General features: G+C 62.1%; 15 protein-coding genes. 8 read left to right on the top strand and 7 right to left on the bottom strand.

Annotation, left to right across the window (positions count from 1 at the left end):
* Positions 1–257 precede the first annotated feature (257 nt).
* Positions 258–1,823, bottom strand: coding sequence for a phospholipase D family protein (locus tag SINAR_RS0116080; protein WP_028000053.1), 1,566 nt, complete (start codon positions 1,821–1,823; stop codon positions 258–260).
* A 155-nt stretch (positions 1,824–1,978) separates the two neighbouring features.
* Entirely contained in the window at positions 1,979–2,839 is an 861-nt protein-coding gene (locus tag SINAR_RS0116075) for an endonuclease/exonuclease/phosphatase family protein (RefSeq protein ID WP_028000052.1), read from the bottom strand.
* Between the two features lie 171 nt (positions 2,840–3,010).
* Here SINAR_RS0116075 and SINAR_RS0116070 point away from each other — a divergent pair, with 171 nt between their 5' ends.
* Together SINAR_RS0116070 and SINAR_RS0116065 are read left to right on the top strand one after the other, a co-directional pair.
* Entirely contained in the window at positions 3,011–4,258 is a 1,248-nt protein-coding gene (locus tag SINAR_RS0116070) for a cytochrome P450 (RefSeq protein WP_028000051.1), read from the top strand.
* Between the two features lie 377 nt (positions 4,259–4,635).
* Positions 4,636–6,168 (top strand): arylsulfatase, encoded by a 1,533-nt coding sequence (locus SINAR_RS0116065; protein WP_050577513.1) that lies wholly within the window; start codon positions 4,636–4,638, stop codon positions 6,166–6,168.
* 353 nt (positions 6,169–6,521) lie between these two features.
* On the opposite strand, the gene SINAR_RS0116055 is transcribed toward SINAR_RS0116065, so the two are convergent.
* The 3 genes from SINAR_RS0116055 to SINAR_RS0116045 are packed head-to-tail and all read right to left on the bottom strand — an operon-like array spanning position 6,522 to position 8,620.
* Positions 6,522–6,863 carry a cupin domain-containing protein gene (locus SINAR_RS0116055; protein ID WP_028000049.1) on the bottom strand — a complete coding sequence of 114 codons (342 nt, stop codon included), beginning with the start codon at positions 6,861–6,863 and terminating at the stop codon, positions 6,522–6,524.
* 20 nt (positions 6,864–6,883) lie between these two features.
* On the bottom strand, positions 6,884–8,164 hold the full coding sequence (locus tag SINAR_RS0116050; protein ID WP_028000048.1) for an O-acetylhomoserine aminocarboxypropyltransferase: 1,281 nt from the start codon (positions 8,162–8,164) through the stop codon (positions 6,884–6,886).
* Between the two features lie 27 nt (positions 8,165–8,191).
* Complete coding sequence (locus SINAR_RS0116045) at positions 8,192–8,620, bottom strand: CoA-binding protein (RefSeq protein ID WP_028000047.1); 429 nt, start codon at positions 8,618–8,620, stop codon at positions 8,192–8,194.
* Positions 8,621–8,810: 190 nt separating this feature from the next.
* Between SINAR_RS0116045 and SINAR_RS0116040 the strand changes: the two genes are divergently transcribed.
* Entirely contained in the window at positions 8,811–9,647 is an 837-nt protein-coding gene (locus SINAR_RS0116040) for an EamA family transporter (protein WP_028000046.1), read from the top strand.
* 12 nt (positions 9,648–9,659) lie between these two features.
* Here SINAR_RS0116040 and SINAR_RS0116035 read toward each other — a convergent pair whose 3' ends face one another.
* Positions 9,660–10,481 (bottom strand): enoyl-CoA hydratase, encoded by an 822-nt coding sequence (locus SINAR_RS0116035; RefSeq protein ID WP_028000045.1) that lies wholly within the window; start codon positions 10,479–10,481, stop codon positions 9,660–9,662.
* Between the two features lie 168 nt (positions 10,482–10,649).
* Between SINAR_RS0116035 and SINAR_RS0116030 the strand changes: the two genes are divergently transcribed.
* The 5 genes from SINAR_RS0116030 (at position 10,650) to argC (ending at position 14,366) form a co-directional block, all read left to right on the top strand.
* Positions 10,650–11,081, top strand: a complete 432-nt coding sequence (locus SINAR_RS0116030; protein WP_028000044.1) for a PaaI family thioesterase — start codon at positions 10,650–10,652, stop codon at positions 11,079–11,081.
* A 214-nt stretch (positions 11,082–11,295) separates the two neighbouring features.
* Entirely contained in the window at positions 11,296–11,760 is a 465-nt protein-coding gene (rplM, locus tag SINAR_RS0116025) for a 50S ribosomal protein L13 (protein ID WP_011975056.1), read from the top strand.
* A 2-nt stretch (positions 11,761–11,762) separates the two neighbouring features.
* Entirely contained in the window at positions 11,763–12,230 is a 468-nt protein-coding gene (rpsI, locus tag SINAR_RS0116020) for a 30S ribosomal protein S9 (protein WP_028000043.1), read from the top strand.
* Positions 12,231–12,383: 153 nt separating this feature from the next.
* Positions 12,384–13,340 (top strand): agmatinase, encoded by a 957-nt coding sequence (gene speB, locus SINAR_RS0116015; RefSeq protein ID WP_028000042.1) that lies wholly within the window; start codon positions 12,384–12,386, stop codon positions 13,338–13,340.
* 93 nt (positions 13,341–13,433) lie between these two features.
* Positions 13,434–14,366, top strand: a complete 933-nt coding sequence (argC, locus tag SINAR_RS0116010) for an N-acetyl-gamma-glutamyl-phosphate reductase (RefSeq protein WP_028000041.1) — start codon at positions 13,434–13,436, stop codon at positions 14,364–14,366.
* Positions 14,367–14,435: 69 nt separating this feature from the next.
* On the opposite strand, the gene SINAR_RS0116005 is transcribed toward argC, so the two are convergent.
* Positions 14,436–15,539 carry a COX15/CtaA family protein gene (locus SINAR_RS0116005; RefSeq protein ID WP_028000040.1) on the bottom strand — a complete coding sequence of 368 codons (1,104 nt, stop codon included), beginning with the start codon at positions 15,537–15,539 and terminating at the stop codon, positions 14,436–14,438.
* Positions 15,540–15,711: the final 172 nt, after the last annotated feature.

The raw sequence follows: 15,711 nt of genomic DNA, 5'->3' as shown, positions 1-15,711 counted from the left end.
GGGACCGCATCCCTGCGCGGACCGGAATCATCGGATAAGCCTCAGACCTTACATAGAGTGTCAATGCCCTTCACTTCAAGTCGCGAACATTCGATAAACTGAATAGTCTGAGGTCCGGGGTCCAGGGCTTTTCATCGGCCGGGCGGATTGCCCGTAGAACAATTTTTCGATTCTCCCCGTCAATACGCATGACCCGACCGCCTTCCCCACAGGCATTCGCGAAATTGCGGTAAACGACCGGTAAACCCTGCCGCCGTTCAAAGCTGGGACTCCAGCGGCAGAAAGCGGATCGCGCCGGCGATCAGCCGTCGCAGGATGCCCGCGTCCGGCTCCCGCCGCAGCAGCCGAAGGGAACCGTTCGTCCGGTCCCGCCATGCGGGCCGGCCGTCCTCCAGAACCAGGCGATAGCTCCTCTCCGGCGTCGTCTCCTCGTCGAATATCGACTGAAGCTCGGCGGCGAGCGCCTCGTCGGAGAAGACGATCCCCATCTCCGTGTTGAGCGAGGCGGAACGCGGATCGAAATTCATAGAGCCCACATAGCCGCAGAGGCCATCGACGACGAAGGCCTTGGTGTGCAGGCTCGCATTCCGCGCTCCGAACAGCGACATACGGTGGCGATCGAAGAAATCGCCGCGCTCCTTGAGCTCGTAAAGCACGACTCCGCCGTCGAGCAGCCCTTTGCGATACTTCACGTAACCCCCATGCACGGCCGCGACATCGGTCGCAGCGAGCGAATTCGTCAGCACCGCGACCTTTGCGCCCTTGCCGGCGAGCAGCGCCAACACACGCGTTCCCGCGGCACCCGGAATGAAATAGGGCGAGATGATCCGCAGATCGCGCCTGGCGCCCTTGATCAGCGGGAACAGTTCGCGCAGCAGCCAGTTCTGCCGCTTCTGCATCAGCGCCTTTTCCGGCGGGTCGAATGCCACCCGCACGCCGGCGCTGTGATGGAGGGTCCGGCTCCCCCAGTAAGGGGCCGGACCCGCCGTCGCCGCGTCTGCGACCTTTTCCAGATAGAAGCGCGCCGCCGCCGTGCGCGCCAGCCGGTCCAGCGCCTCTCTCAGCGCCGGAAGGTACTGCTTGCGCGGCGTCCTGAGCGCAGCGATCGGCAGCACCGAAGTGCTGTTCCAATAGAGATCGAACATAGCCGTCGCCTGATCCGCGACAGGTCCCGCCATCCAGACGTCCAGGTCGCGGAAGTTCGACAGTTCGGCCGCATCGAAATAGGCGTCGCCGATGTTGCGCCCACCGGATATCGCCAGCCGGCCGTCGGCGATCCAAAGCTTGTTGTGCATCCGGCGCGTTGCGCTGAAGGCCCGTATCGCCATTTCAAACCCGCGGCGGAAGCGGTCCGTTCGTGCCCGGCTTGGATTGAAAAGCCGGACGTCGACATTCGGGTGCGCGTCGAGCGAAATGCAGAGGCGATCGTGGATGCCCGCATTGATATCGTCGAGCAACAGGCGGACACGAACGCCGCGGTCTGCCGCAAGGATGATCTCGCGCGTCAGCAGAAACCCGGTCAGATCGTCCTTCCAGTAATAGTATTGAAGGTCGAGGCTGCGTCCTGCCCGGCGCGCCGAAAGCGCCCGCGCGACGAATGCTTCGATGTTGTCGGAAATGAGCGCGACCATGCTGTCGTCGGCCCGGGCGGCACCCAGCAGGGGGCCTAATTGCCGATCGATCTCCGTCTCGTCTCCGGCGATGGGGAGCGCAAATGATGGTTCGGTGCTTGGCCGGCGGCCGAACCAGCCGTAAACGTACAGGACCGCGACCAGGAAGAGCCCGGAGAGCGCCACCAAAAATAATGCAATCCACGACCACATCAGACGCTGCCCTGCCGCATGTTCTACCGGAGCCGGCTCCACCCTTTGAACTACGCGCTTCCCGCGGAAAACCGTTACACGGCTTGGGACGAAAACATGCAGCAAACCAAAGTACTGCGACGGCCTTCGCGCCGTCTATAAGGCGTGCGGCATCGTTATCCCTGCCCCGCATCCGCCAAACGGGCTTGCTCGCCCTCGGCGTCGTCCTTTTGGGCGGCGGCCTTGAGATCGATCGACGCCTTGACGGGCAGATGATCCGAAGCCACGCGCGCCAGGGGTGTGTCGTGAACCTCCACCGAGGTCACCAGATGATGCGGATTGCCGAGCACCCGGTCGAGCGGCAGCAACGGAAAGCGTGAGGGAAAACTGGCGACCGCCGCATGCGACGGGTCGAACGTCGGACTGAGGAAGGTGAGCGAGGACCGCTTGCCCATGCGCCATTCGTTGAGGTCACCGATCAACAGCGTCGGCCGGCCGGCGGCATCCGCGGTCGCCTTCAAGAGCGTTTCCGCCTGGCGCGCCCGGGAATGACGCAGCAGGCCCAGATGAGCGGCGATCACCCGCAACGGTCCCGCTTGCAGGTCGAGATCGACAACGAGGGCACCGCGCGGCTCGACGCCAGGCAATTTCAGCTGCCGCACGTCGGAAACCGCACCTTCACGGAGCAGCAGGACGTTGCCGTGCCATCCATGGCCCTTCTCCGTGAAAGGCGAAATCGGGACGGAAACAAGATGCGCCTCACGGCGAAGATGCTCGAGATCGAGGAGCCCTGCGCGTTCGCCGAAACGCTGGTCGGCTTCCTGAAGCGCCACGATGTCAGCACCGATTTCGGCGATGACCTGTGCAATTCGCGGCGGATCGAAGCGCCCGTCGGTGCCGACGCATTTGTGGATATTGTAGGAGGCGATCACGATATCGCCGCGGTTCACGGCGGCATCACGGTTGACGATCGTGGGCCGTCGTTTTCGGATCGCGGCCATGATGCCCGCGGATAGATTGCCTTGCGCCTTTGCCATGCCGCTCCCTGTTTGCTGCCGCATCATGCTCAAATAGGTCGCGCGGTGCTACCGAAAAAGCGTCTACCGGCAATGTTGTTCCTTCCGGTGCCGGAGGCACTTGCAGTAAATGCTCATGGCGCAATACAGATGCCTGTCGCATCCGATTGCAGCATTCGAAGAGTCGAGATCATGTTCATCTCCCCCGGTATTACCATCGACGGCGCCGCCCGGCGCGTTTCCCTTGATGTCCGCAACCCCGACTTCTTCCGCAATCCGCTCCCGGCCTACGCGGCGCTCCATGCACACTGTCCGGCGTTTTTCTGGGAAGAACCGCAGCAGTGGTTCTTTGCGGGCTACGAGCAGGTGAACAGTCTGTTGCGCGACCGTCGTTTCGGCCGGCAGATCCTGCATGTCGCGACCCGGGAAGAGCTTGGCATGCCTGAGCCGAAACCGCACCTGAAGGACTTCGACGCGCTTGAGGCGCACTCGCTGCTCGAACTGGAGCCTCCCGCCCATACGCGGCTGCGAACGCTCGTCAATCGCGCCTTCGTCTCCCGGCAGATCGAACAGCTCAGGCCGGAAATCGAGGCGCTCTCCCATGCGGTGATCGACGGCTTCGAGAAGGATGGCGAGACCGAGCTGCTGAAGACCTATGCCGAGACTATCCCGGTCACCATCATCGCGCGAATGCTCGGCATTCCGGTCGAAGCGGCGCCGCGTCTGCTCGACTGGTCGCACCGCATGGTGAAAATGTATGTCTTCAACCCCAGCCTGGAGACGGAGCTCGACGCCAATATGGCCTCGGCGGAATTCGCCGATTACCTCAGGGATATCGTCGCAGAGAAGCGTACCAATCCGGCGAACGACCTCCTCACCCATATGATCACTTCGGAAAAGGACGGCGAGCGCCTGTCGGACGCGGAACTGATTTCGACGACGGTCCTTCTTTTGAACGCGGGGCACGAGGCGACGGTCCACCAGATCGGCAATGCCGTGCGCACGATCCTGCAGTCCGGCCTCTCTCCCGCCGAACTCTTCTCGAACGGGGAAACGACGGAGCGCACGGTCGAAGAGTGTCTGCGTTTTGCCGCGCCCCTGCACATCTTTCAGCGCTACGCGCTCACGGACATCGAGCTCGAGGACGGCATCGCCCTCAGGAAAGGGGACAAGATCGGCCTCATGCTCGGCGCGGCGAATGTCGATCCGCGCAAGTTTTCGTCTCCGGACGAGTTCCAGCCGCATCGCAACGAAGGCGCGAATGTTTCCTTCGGCGCCGGACTGCATTTCTGCATCGGAGCACCGCTGGCCCGGCTGGAACTGCAGATTTCGCTGCCGATCCTTTTTCAGCGGCTTCCGGGAATGCGACTCAGGAACGAGCCGCCGGTCAAGGACGCCTTCCACTTTCATGGTCTGGAGCGGCTCGATCTCGTCTGGTGAGCGGCGGCTCGAAATCGCTACGCTCCCCCCACACGCAGGGTTGCTTCCTTCCGTCCGCAGCTTCCTTGACTTTCTGGCAGCGGCACATGCCGCTGATGGCACTCACAACCTCGGCGGCTGAAGCCCACCTGGAGTCGCACCAACCCGCAAATTCAAAGGCGGGGCGAGGCTAGTTTTCCGAGCTGTACAACGGCTGGTTTAGACAATAGTCTCCGGCCGTTATCGAATGGTAACCCAGTGAATTGATGACATATTTGCTGCAAGGGAGTGATGTGATGCGCATGCCCCTGAGTTGTAGCGGTCTATTCGACCCGCCACGAATTAAATTCAGTCTCAAGACAATTGCACTGGCTGGGACGGTTCTCGTTTCCAGTCTCATGAGCCATAGCACGAGCGCCGACGCGCAAGATGCCGCCAAGCCAAACATCCTCGTCATCTTCGGTGACGATATCGGACAGACCAACATCAGCGCCTACTCAATGGGCGTGATGGGGTATGAGACCCCCAATATCGACCGCATCGCCAGGGAAGGCGTGATCTTCACCGATTACTACGCGGAAAACTCGTGCACGGCGGGACGGTCCTCCTTCATCACCGGCCAAACGCCCAAGAGAACCGGACTCTCCAAGGTCGGCGTACCGGGAGCGACAGTCGGCCTCCAGGACCGCGACGTCACCATCGCGCAGGCGCTGAAGCCGTTGGGCTACGCCACCGGGCAGTTTGGCAAGAACCATCTCGGCGACCGGGACGAATACCTGCCGACCAACCACGGCTTCGACGAATTCTTCGGCAACCTCTATCACCTGAATGCGGAGGAGGAGCCGGAAAATCCGACCTGGCCGAAGGATGACGAGGCGTTTACCAAGATGAATTCGCCGCGCGGCGTGCTGAAAGCGTCAGCGGACGGAAAGATCGAAGACACCGGCGCACTGACCAAGAAGCGCATGGAAACGATCGATGACGAGACGACCGACGCCGCAATCGACTTCATCAAGAGACAAGTGCAGCAGGGCAAGCCATTCTTCACGTGGATGAACACCACGCGCATGCATCTGTTCACGCACGTCCGTCCGGAGATGCTCGGACAAAGCGGCATGCCCGGAAACTTCTACGCCGACGGCATGATCGAGCACGACGGCGACGTCGGCAAACTGCTCAAGACCCTTGATGATCTGGGCATCACCGACAATACGATCGTCGTCTACACGACGGATAACGGTCCGAACCGCTGGACGTGGCCCGACGCCGCTGCCTCGCCCTTCCGCAACGAGAAGGACTCCAACTTCGAGGGCGCGTTCCGCGTGCCCGCCATGGTCCGCTGGCCGGGGAAGATCAAGCCAGGGCAGATCTCGCGACAGATGTTCTCCGGGCTGGACTGGTTTCCCACGCTGCTTGCAGCAGCCGGTGACGCCGACATCAAGGACCGCCTTCTGACGGGAACCGATATCGGCGGCAAGAACTACAAAGTTCATCTCGACGGCTACAACCAGCTTCCATATCTGACCGGTGCTACGGACAAAAGCGCACGCAACGAATTCGCCTACTTCAACGACGATGGCGTTTTGGTTGCGTACAGGCTCGGCGACTGGAAAGCGGTCTTCGTCGAAATGAAGCATCCCGGCGGCTTCGCCGTCTGGCAGGAGCCGTTCACTCCGCTAAGGGTGCCCAAGCTCTACAATCTCAGAATGGACCCATATGAGCAGGCCGATATTGTGTCGGATCAGTATTTCGACTGGCTCGTTCGAAACGATTTCAAGGTCGCTCAACTCACAATGCATGCGGCGGGCTTCCTGGAGAGCTTCGTGGAGTATCCGCCCAGCCAAGAGCCTGCGAGCTTCTCGATCGATCAAATAGCGCGTGACGTCGAGGAAAAGATCAAGGAAAAGGCGGCCAGATCCAGCGTCCAGTAGACAACACAGATGCGCGCCGTGGGGCTTCCCGGAATGCAGTTCAAGACCGAGCCGGCGGTCAGGGATGCTTTCCACTTTCATGGTCTGCAGCGGCTCGATCTCGTCTGGTGAACGACGGCTTCGATACCTTGGGCAACGGCCAGCAACCGGAAGCCGCCGTACATCTGCCCCTCCCCAACCTCATTCTTGTGCCCGTCACAGGGATGAGGCTGGAAGGAGGACGGACGTAGTCCTTCGATACGAAACATAGGCCGCGCCGCAGGTGCAGCATGCCCGCACACAGGCACTGCCGTAACGCCTACCCCCCGACTTCCTCGTCGCCGTGCCCGTCACAGCGATCCAGGCGGCCGGCGTCAGACACGGATCACGTAGTCCTTGCGAGTCGTTTCAACCACTTCCCAGGTTCCTTTGAAGCCGGGTCTCAGTACCAGGCTGTCGCCGGCCTTGAGGTGAAAGACCTCCCCGCCCTCTTCGGTCACGATCGAATGACCGGAGAGGACGTGAAAATACTCCCACTCGTCATAGACGATCCGCCACTTGCCGGGAGTGGCTTCCCATATGCCGGCATAGAGCCCGTCGGCCTCCTCGAAATTCCAGGTGCGAAACTCCGGATGTCCTGAAATCAGCCTGTCGGGCGCCGGCGCCCCGATCTCAGGGTCGACAGAGGAAGGGTTGAATTTCAGCATATGGCGCATTGGAAGCCCTCCGCGTGCGCTCAAGCTTTAGCCAACGCCTGTTCCAGATCGGCGATGATGTCGGCCACATCCTCGATGCCGATCGACAACCGGATGACGTCGGGTCCGGCGCCTGCGGCGACCTGCTGCTCCGGCGTGAGCTGCCGGTGGGTGGTCGACGCCGGATGGATGACGAGCGAACGCGTGTCGCCGATATTGGCAAGATGGGAGAACATTTCCAGCGCCTCGACGAAGCGCTTTCCCGCCTCGTATCCGTCGGCGAGGCCGAAAGTGAAGACGGCCCCCGCCCCCTTCGGCGAATAGCGCTTCTGCAGCGCGTGGTTCGGATCGTCTTCGAGCCCGGAATAGCGGACCCAGGATACTTTCTCATGCCCCTTCAGCCATCTGGCGACCTCCAGCGCGTTGTCGCAATGGCGCTGCATCCTCAGCGGAAGCGTCTCGACGCCGGTCTGGATCAGGAACGCGTTGAAGGGCGAGATCGCCGGACCGAAATCTCTCAGGCCCAAGACACGTGCGGCGATGGCGAAGGCGAAATTGCCGAAGGCCTGGTGCAGGACGACGCCGCCATATTCCGGCCTCGGCTCCGACAGCAGCGGATACTTGCCCGATTTCGACCAGTCGAACGTACCGCCGTCGACGATGATGCCGCCCATCGAATTGCCGTGGCCGCCGATGAACTTGGTCAGCGAATGGACGACGATATCGGCGCCGTGTTCGAGCGGCCGCATCAGATAGGGCGTCGCCATCGTATTATCGACGATGAGCGGCAGTCCGTGCCGGCGCGCAACTTCGGCGATCGCGGCAATATCGACGAAAGTGCCGCCGGGGTTGGCGAGGCTTTCGATGAAGATCGCCCTGGTGCGTTCGTCGATATGCGCATCGAAGCTTTCCGGATCCGCCGCATCGGCCCAGCGGACCTGCCAGTCGAATGCCTGGAAGGCCTGGCCGAACTGGTTGACCGAACCGCCGTAAAGCTGCCTGGCGGCAACGAAATTGTCGCCCGGCTTCATGATCGTATGGAAAACGAGGTGCTGGGCCGCATGGCCCGAGGAAACAGCAAGTGCCGCAGTTCCGCCTTCGAGCGCGGCGATCCGCTCCTCCAGTACGGCCTGCGTCGGGTTCATGATCCGGGTATAGATATTGCCGAATTGCTGGAGGCCGAAGAGCGCCGCCGCATGATCCGTATCGTTGAAGACGAAGCTGGTCGTCTGGTAGATCGGCGTCGCGCGCGCGCCGGTGGTCGGATCGGGTTGGGCTCCGGCATGAATTGCAAGCGTGCTGAAACCGGGTCCGGCTTTCATCGTCGTTCCTCCCTCACTTCTAAACGATCATCCGACCAGCCGCGGATATTCGATTGCCGGGCAGCGGTCCATGACGACCTTGATGCCTGCGGCCTCGGCCTTGGCTGCAGCCGCGTCGTCGCGGACGGACAATTGTCCCCAGACGACCTTGGGAAGCGCGGGCAGCGCCAGGATCTCGTCGACGAGCGCGGGCAGGGCCGAAGCCGCGCGGAAGACGTCCACCATATCGATCGGCTCCCTTATGTCCGCAAGGCGCGCCACTACCGGCTGGTCGAGGATCCTGCCGCCCGCATGGCCGGGATTGACCGGAATGACGCGGTATCCCTTACGGAGAAGGAAGGCCATGACGCGATAGCTCGGCCGCTCCGGCTTCGGCGAGGCGCCGACGAGCGCAATGGTCGTCGTCTCGCGAAGGATGTCGGCGAGATAATAATCCGGGTAGGCGTCGTGGTTCATGCTTGTTGTCCAGGCATGTTGATCATGGGGGGCGATAGTTGGCGTGGAGCGGCCGCGAGTCAACCGAGGCACCTTCCCGAGGCACGCATTTGCACCGTTTCGTTGCGACCGATCTGTAATTCCGGTTGCATTTCAGGCAACGCAGGCCCACAACCGCCTTTCCCGCCCAATCACCCCGCCGAGGTTCATCTTGCCGCCGGACGTCATTGCGCTCGTACTTCTCGGAGCGCTCCTGCACGCGACCTGGAACGCGCTCGTCAAGGCCGGCACGGAGAAATCGCTCGATGCCGCCATGGTGTCGCTGGGCGGCGCGGTCGTTGCGTTCCCGTTCCTGCCCTTCCTCCCAATGCCCGCTTCCGAGGCCGTGCCTTACATCCTCGTTTCGGCACTGTTCCAGTTCGCCTATTTCCAGCTGGTCGCAGCCGCGTACCGCGCAGGCGACATCGGGCTGGTCTATCCCCTGATGCGCGGCGTCGCGCCCCTTCTCGTTGCGGCGACGAGCAGCCTCGTTGTCGGGGAGGAGCTGACCGGCGGCGCACTGGCCGGCATTATGACAATCTCCGCGGGCGTGCTGACGCTCGCCTTCGAGTCCCGCAAAGGCGGCAGGCACGCGATCGCTCTGGCGCTGCTCAATGCGTGCGTGATCGCCAGCTATACCTATGTCGACGGCATAGGCGCGCGCATTTCCGGCAATGCCATATCCTATACGCTCTGGATGGCATTGCTGCCGCCGGTTCTTCTCTTCGGCTGGGCCTTTGCCCGGCGCGGCGTCAAGCCTGTCGCGCGTCATGTGAACCGTCACTGGTGGCGGGGGCTGATCGGCGGCGCCGGATCGATCGGCTCCTATGGCCTTGCGCTCTGGGCGATGACGAAAGCCCCGGTCGCCACCGTCGCCGCGCTTCGCGAAACGGCAATCCTCTTTGCCGTCGTCATCTCGGTCGTATTCCTCAAGGAGCGCGTCAGCGCCTGGCGCATTGTCGCCGCCTGCATCATTGCGCTCGGCGCATTGCTCCTCAGGCTCGCGTGATGCCGCTTCAGACTATTCCTTCTTCCATTCCGGCATGCGTTTGCCGAGAAAGGCGCCGATGCCTTCCTCGGCATCGCGTGCGAGCATGTTCTCGACCATCACGCCGGCAGCGAAGTCGTAAGCCTCGGCAAGCGGCATTTCCGCCTGCCGGTAAAAGGCCTCCTTGCCGATCTTGAGCGCCTGCGGCGACTTGGAGGCAATGATCGAGGCATATTTATCGATGACTTGACGCAGATACTGCTGCGGAACGATGCGGTTGACGAGACCGAACTCCTTCGCCGTTCCGGCATCGATCGTCTCACCGGTCAGAAGCATCTCCATCGCCTGCTTGCGGTGGGCTGCGCGCGTCAGAGCAACCATGGGCGTAGAACAGAAAAGTCCGATATTCACGCCAGGGGTGCAGAAGGTCGACGTGTCGGTGCAGATCGCGAGGTCGCAACTGGCGACCAGCTGGCACCCGGCGGCAGTCGCCAGCCCGTCGACTTCGGCGATGACCGCCTGCGGCAGCCTGGCGATCGTCAGCATGATTTCGGCCGCAAGGCGGATCGTTTGCTCGAAGAAAGCCCGGCCGCCGTCGGGATCGGCCCTGTGGGAGGTCATTTCCTTGAGATCGTGGCCGGCGGAAAAAAGTTTGCCGGTCGCGGCGATCACGACCACCTTGATCTCCTTGGAGGCGGCCGCTTCTTCGAGCGCTGCCAGCAGTGCCTCCATCAAGGCGATCGAAAGCACGTTTGCCGGGGGATTGTTGAGGGTCAGTCTCAGAACCGGACCGTTGAGCTCGCGCAGTAACGGTCCGTTCGACTCTTCTTTCCTCAGTGAAACGACGTCCGCCATGGTCTCTCTCCCATATCGACGATGTTGCCGTGGTACGCCGCCGTCGCCGCTCTTTCAAGTCCGAGCGCCGGACGAACCTGAAACTGCCTAAGACCAATTTCCCGCTTGCGCGGCGCTCCGGGACGTCCTGTAACGAATCCGGCCACGAAGAAACATTGGAGAGACGCGATGACCCTGCAGCCGGTCATGACCGTCGAGGAGCTCAACCGCTTCCTCGATACCGATTTCCCGCAGGTCCACACAGACGGAAAGGTCTTCGAGGTTACGGAGACCGGGCCGGGCTTCGCCACGATGCGGCTCGATCCGAACGAGCGCCACATCCGTCCGGGCGGCACGGTTTCGGGCCCTACCCTCTTCGCGCTGGCGGACGTGTCGGCCTATATCGCGCTCATCGCCCATATCGGTCCCGTCGCGCTAGCCGTCACGACCAACCTCAACATCAACTTCCTGCGCAAGCCGGAACCGGAACCGCTCGAATGTACCTGCCGAATCCTCAAGCTGGGCAAACGGCTCGCCGTTCTGGACGCCTCGATAAAGCCGGTCGCGAGCTCCGATCTGGTCGCCCATGCGACGGCAACCTATTCGATTCCGCCCCGCTGATGTGTGGTATCACAACACCACAACACTAAGTAATTGTTTTTGCTTGATCTTCTTTCGTAGCGAGCGAAAACTCGGCCTTGACCTTATTTCCATGCTTCCGTATAAGCTGCTCCAGATCGCGGCCCGACTGGCCGCCTTCTTTTTGCCCTCACCGGCAAAGCAAGCAACAAGAAACGCCCGGCTCCGTTTCCGGGTCCAACGAAAGAGTTTAGATATGGCAACCTTCGTTCAGAAGCCTGCAGAGGTGGAGAAGAAGTGGATCCTCATCGACGCCGAAGGCCTCGTTGTCGGTCGCCTCGCTTCCCTCATCGCAAACCGCCTGCGCGGCAAGCATAAAGCCACCTATACGCCCCATGTCGACGACGGCGACAACGTCATCGTCATCAATGCCGAGAAGGCCGTCCTCACCGGCAAGAAGTACACCGACAAGAAGTACTACTGGCACACCGGCTATCCGGGCGGCATCAAGGAGCGCACCGCGCGCCAGATCATCGAAGGCCGCTTCCCGGAGCGCGTCATCGAGAAAGCCGTCGAGCGCATGGTCCCGCGCGGCCCGCTCGGTCGCCGGCAGATGAAGAACCTGCGTGTCTATGCCGGTTCGAACCATCCGCATGAAGCACAGCAGCCGACCGTCCTCGACGTCGCCAAGCTGAACAACAAGAACACAAGGAGCGCCTGATAATGGCTGACCTTTCCGCTCTCAAGGATATCGCCACGACCGCGGAACCGGCTGCTCCGGTTCACGTCAAAAAGGTCGACGCGCAGGGCCGCTCCTACGCGACCGGCAAGCGCAAGGACGCCGTCGCCCGCGTTTGGGTGAAAGCCGGCTCCGGCAAGATCACCGTCAACGGCAAGCCTTTCGCGGACTACTTCGCCCGTCCGGTTCTGCAGATGATCCTGCAGCAGCCGGTCGTTGCAGCTGCCCGCGACGGCCAGTTCGATATCGACGCGACCGTTGCCGGCGGCGGCCTTTCCGGCCAGGCCGGTGCCGTTCGTCACGGCATCGCCAAGGCCCTCACCTACTTCGAACCGGGCCTGCGCCCTGTTCTGAAGCGTGGCGGCTTTCTTACCCGCGACAGCCGCGTGGTCGAGCGCAAGAAGTACGGCCGTGCCAAGGCACGTCGTTCGTTCCAGTTCTCCAAGCGCTAATCGCTGGCAGGCTGCACCTTCGAAGGCCGGGCTCGTCCCGGCCTTTTTCATGCGCCCTGCATCAAGTCTCCGGTGCACATGATTTTGACGCCCGGGCTCTTGCCTTGCTCAGACCGATTGGCCAACTTCCCGTTCATCTGACGGGAGAACAGCATGGCAAACAAGTCGATCGACCACGCGATCACCACAAAATCATTGACGTCGGCGGCCTCCGATCCGACGCATGCAGGCATCCTTTCCTTCATGCGCCGGAAATACACCAAAGAACTCGAGGGCGTGGAGGCGGTCGTCTGGGGAATTCCGTTCGATGCGGCCACGTCGAATCGCCCCGGCGCGCGCTTCGGGCCTCAGGCGATCCGCCGCGCCTCGGCGATCTTCGACAACGATCCGCAATATCCTTTCCAGCGCGACCTGTTTGCCGACATGGCGACGATCGACTACGGCGATTGCCTGCTCGACTACGGCAATCATCAGAAAACGCCCCAGACCATCGAGCGCGAGGCGACGAAAATCCTGAACTCCGGAGCCTATCTTCTGACGCTCGGCGGCGACCACTTCGTCACTTATCCGATCCTCAGGGCCCATGCGACGCTGAATGGCCCACTCGCCCTCGTCCAGTTCGATGCCCACCAGGACACGTGGCCGGACGAAAAAGGCCGCATCGATCACGGCTCCTTCGTCGGCCGTGCCGCGCGCGAAGGACTGATCGACGTTGAACGCTCGATCCAGATCGGCATCCGAACGCATGCGCCGGAGGATTGCGGCATTCGCATCGTTCATGGCTATGAGCTCGAGGAGATGCGCGCCGAGGAGATCGCCGACATTATCATCCGCCATGTCGGCAGCCACCCGGCCTATCTGACCTTCGATATCGATTGCCTGGATCCGGCCTTTGCGCCCGGCACCGGCACGCCCGTCGCGGGGGGCCCTTCGAGCGCAAAGATCCTTTCGGTCCTGCGAAAACTCGGAGCGCTTCACATTGCCGGAAGCGACGTGGTCGAGGTGGCGCCCGCCTATGACCATGCGGACCTCACCGCCATTGCTGGGTCGACCGTCGCCATGTATATGCTGGGCTTGCGTGCCGGCTGGCTGGCGGAAAGGCGTGGCTGATCGCAACGGCCACTCGTTCTCAAGAAATTGATTCAATTCTATGCCAGACTGATTCCGGAAACGCCGCTAACGGCCTGAAGGAGCGGAAAAATCATGAAACCGAAGATCTTTATCGATGGCGAACACGGCACGACGGGCCTGCAGATCCGTGTGCGCATGGCCGGGCGTACGGATCTCGAACTCCTGTCCATTCCGGAGGCGGAGCGACGCAATGCGGCGATGCGCGAGGATCTTCTGAACAGCGCCGACATCGCCATCCTCTGCCTGCCCGACGACGCCTCGCGCGAAGCCGTTGCCATGGTCGCGGGGAACAATCGCGTGCGCATCATCGATACCTCGACCGCGCATCGCGTCGCGCCCGACTGGGCCTATGGTTTTGCCGAAATGGACAGGGCTCAGCCACAGAGGATCCGCGACGCGCGCCATGTCGCCAATCCCGGCTGCTACCCGACGGGCGCGATCGCGCTGATCCGCCCTCTGCGCCAGGCCGGCATCCTGCCCGACGGCTATCCCGTGACCGTCAATGCGGTTTCAGGCTATACCGGCGGCGGCAAGCAGATGATCGCCCAGATGGAGGAGGACGATAGTCCCGACCACATCAGCGCGCCGCACTTCCTCTACGGGCTTACGCTGAAGCATAAGCACGTACCGGAAATGAAAATGCACGGGCTCCTCGAACGTGCGCCGGTCTTCAGCCCTTCGGTGGGCAAGTTCCCACAGGGGATGATCGTGCAGGTGCCGCTCTATCTCGAGGATCTGGCGGCCGGTGCAACGCTCGAAACTATCCATCAGGCCCTCGCCGACCATTATGCGGGACAGTCGGTCGTCGAGGTCGTTCCGCTTGACGAGAGCGCCAGGCTCGCCCGGATTGATGCGACGGAACTCGCCGGCAGCGACGCGATGAGGCTTTTCGTCTTCGGCACCAACGGCGGAGCGCATGTCAATCTGGTCGCGCTGCTCGACAATCTCGGCAAGGGCGCCTCGGGCGCCGCGGTCCAGAACATGGACCTGATGCTGTCCGCCTGACTCAGCAATTCAGGCCGAAAACCCGGCAGCGTCCCTGCCGGGTTTTCCTTCGTCCGGATCGAGGGCAAGTCAGTCGCGCATCTCTATTGCCGTGTCCTGCGGGTAAGAGCCGACGAAACCGCGCCAATGGGCGATCGCGAAGCCGAGCACGACGAGCGCGCCGCCCTGATGCAGCACGCCCCAGCTGATCGGAACCTGCAGGAGCAGAGTCGTGATGCCGATCGCCGCCTGCACCGTCACCAGTGCGAACAGGAGAACCGATCGGCGGGCATGGGTCGTCTCCGGCGAGGCGCGCAAGGAAGCAACCATGTGCCAAAGCGCCAATACGAACAGCAGATAGGCGCCGAGACGGTGCACGAACTGCACCGTCTTCGGATTTTCGAAGAGATTGATCCAGGCGGGCTGCTGCACGAACAGGCCTCCCGGCACGATCGCGCCATCCATCAGCGGCCAGGTGTTGTAGCTCAGACCGGCATCCAGGCCAGCGACAATTGCGCCCAGATAGATCTGGAAAAGGCTCATGACCGCTATCGCCCCGGCCATCTGCTGCGACCTTTTCGTCGGCGGCGCGTCGCCGGAATGGGGACACAGCCCCCGGTAAATCCACATGCAGGCGGCAAAAATCACGCAGGCGATGGTCAGATGCGTGGCAAGCCGGTACTGGCTGACCGCAGTTCGCTCGGCGAGACCGGACGATACCATCCACCAGCCAATGAAACCCTGAAAGCCACCGAGCGCCAGAATTGCGAGAAGCGGCAATCGCAGGCGCCGCTCGATCCGTCCCGTGATCCAGAAGAAGAAGAGCGGCAGGGCGAAGATCACGCCAATGCCGCGCGCAAGCAGCCGGTGCGCCCATTCCCACCAGAAGATGGTCTTGAACTCGTCGACCGTCATGCCCTTGTTGATCTGCTCATATTGCGGAATGCGCTGGTAAAGACGGAACTCCTCCTCCCACTCCTCCGCGGAGAGTGGCGGTATGACCCCGTGCACGGGTTTCCACTCGGTGATCGACAAGCCGGATTCGGTCAGTCGCGTTGCCCCGCCGACGAGCACCAGCGCAAACAGAGCGAAAAGAACGGCGGCAAGCCAGCCCCGGATCTGCCGGCGGTTGCGCTCGGTCCTGCCGATCTCCCTGACCAGGGTCTGTTCTGTTGCCGATTCGGCGTGGGCCATGGCACTTCCTCATCTGTCGCCGGAAACGGGTACCGCCAAGCCGGCATTGCCCGCCAAGACGGTCTGAAAGCCGTTGATTTGCACCAGAGTGCCGTGCAAAACAAGGCCGGACCCTTTGCGGCATGCCGTCGCGGGTCGCCCGAGTGCCAAAGCTGCCGCCATCCGAAAGAAC

The organism is Sinorhizobium arboris LMG 14919, assembly GCF_000427465.1.
In the GTDB taxonomy this organism is placed as follows: domain Bacteria; phylum Pseudomonadota; class Alphaproteobacteria; order Rhizobiales; family Rhizobiaceae; genus Sinorhizobium; species Sinorhizobium arboris.
Note: the sequence above shows the minus strand (reverse complement) of the source record. Positions and strands in the feature narration are given on the sequence as shown.

What these genes read in the sequence shown, in the direction of transcription:
- SINAR_RS0116080 (WP_028000053.1), bottom strand. Translation starts at nt 1,823, where the DNA reads ATGTGGTCGTGGATTGCATTATTTTTGGTGGCGCTCTCCGGGCTCTTC.
- SINAR_RS0116075 (WP_028000052.1), bottom strand. Translation starts at nt 2,839, where the DNA reads ATGGCAAAGGCGCAAGGCAATCTATCCGCGGGCATCATGGCCGCGATC.
- SINAR_RS0116070 (WP_028000051.1), top strand. Translation starts at nt 3,011, where the DNA reads ATGTTCATCTCCCCCGGTATTACCATCGACGGCGCCGCCCGGCGCGTT.
- SINAR_RS0116065 (WP_050577513.1), top strand. Translation starts at nt 4,636, where the DNA reads ATGAGCCATAGCACGAGCGCCGACGCGCAAGATGCCGCCAAGCCAAAC.
- SINAR_RS0116055 (WP_028000049.1), bottom strand. Translation starts at nt 6,863, where the DNA reads ATGCGCCATATGCTGAAATTCAACCCTTCCTCTGTCGACCCTGAGATC.
- SINAR_RS0116050 (WP_028000048.1), bottom strand. Translation starts at nt 8,164, where the DNA reads ATGAAAGCCGGACCCGGTTTCAGCACGCTTGCAATTCATGCCGGAGCC.
- SINAR_RS0116045 (WP_028000047.1), bottom strand. Translation starts at nt 8,620, where the DNA reads ATGAACCACGACGCCTACCCGGATTATTATCTCGCCGACATCCTTCGC.
- SINAR_RS0116035 (WP_028000045.1), bottom strand. Translation starts at nt 10,481, where the DNA reads ATGGCGGACGTCGTTTCACTGAGGAAAGAAGAGTCGAACGGACCGTTA.
- SINAR_RS0116030 (WP_028000044.1), top strand. Translation starts at nt 10,650, where the DNA reads ATGACCCTGCAGCCGGTCATGACCGTCGAGGAGCTCAACCGCTTCCTC.
- rplM (WP_011975056.1), top strand. Translation starts at nt 11,296, where the DNA reads ATGGCAACCTTCGTTCAGAAGCCTGCAGAGGTGGAGAAGAAGTGGATC.
- rpsI (WP_028000043.1), top strand. Translation starts at nt 11,763, where the DNA reads ATGGCTGACCTTTCCGCTCTCAAGGATATCGCCACGACCGCGGAACCG.
- speB (WP_028000042.1), top strand. Translation starts at nt 12,384, where the DNA reads ATGGCAAACAAGTCGATCGACCACGCGATCACCACAAAATCATTGACG.
- argC (WP_028000041.1), top strand. Translation starts at nt 13,434, where the DNA reads ATGAAACCGAAGATCTTTATCGATGGCGAACACGGCACGACGGGCCTG.
- SINAR_RS0116005 (WP_028000040.1), bottom strand. Translation starts at nt 15,539, where the DNA reads ATGGCCCACGCCGAATCGGCAACAGAACAGACCCTGGTCAGGGAGATC.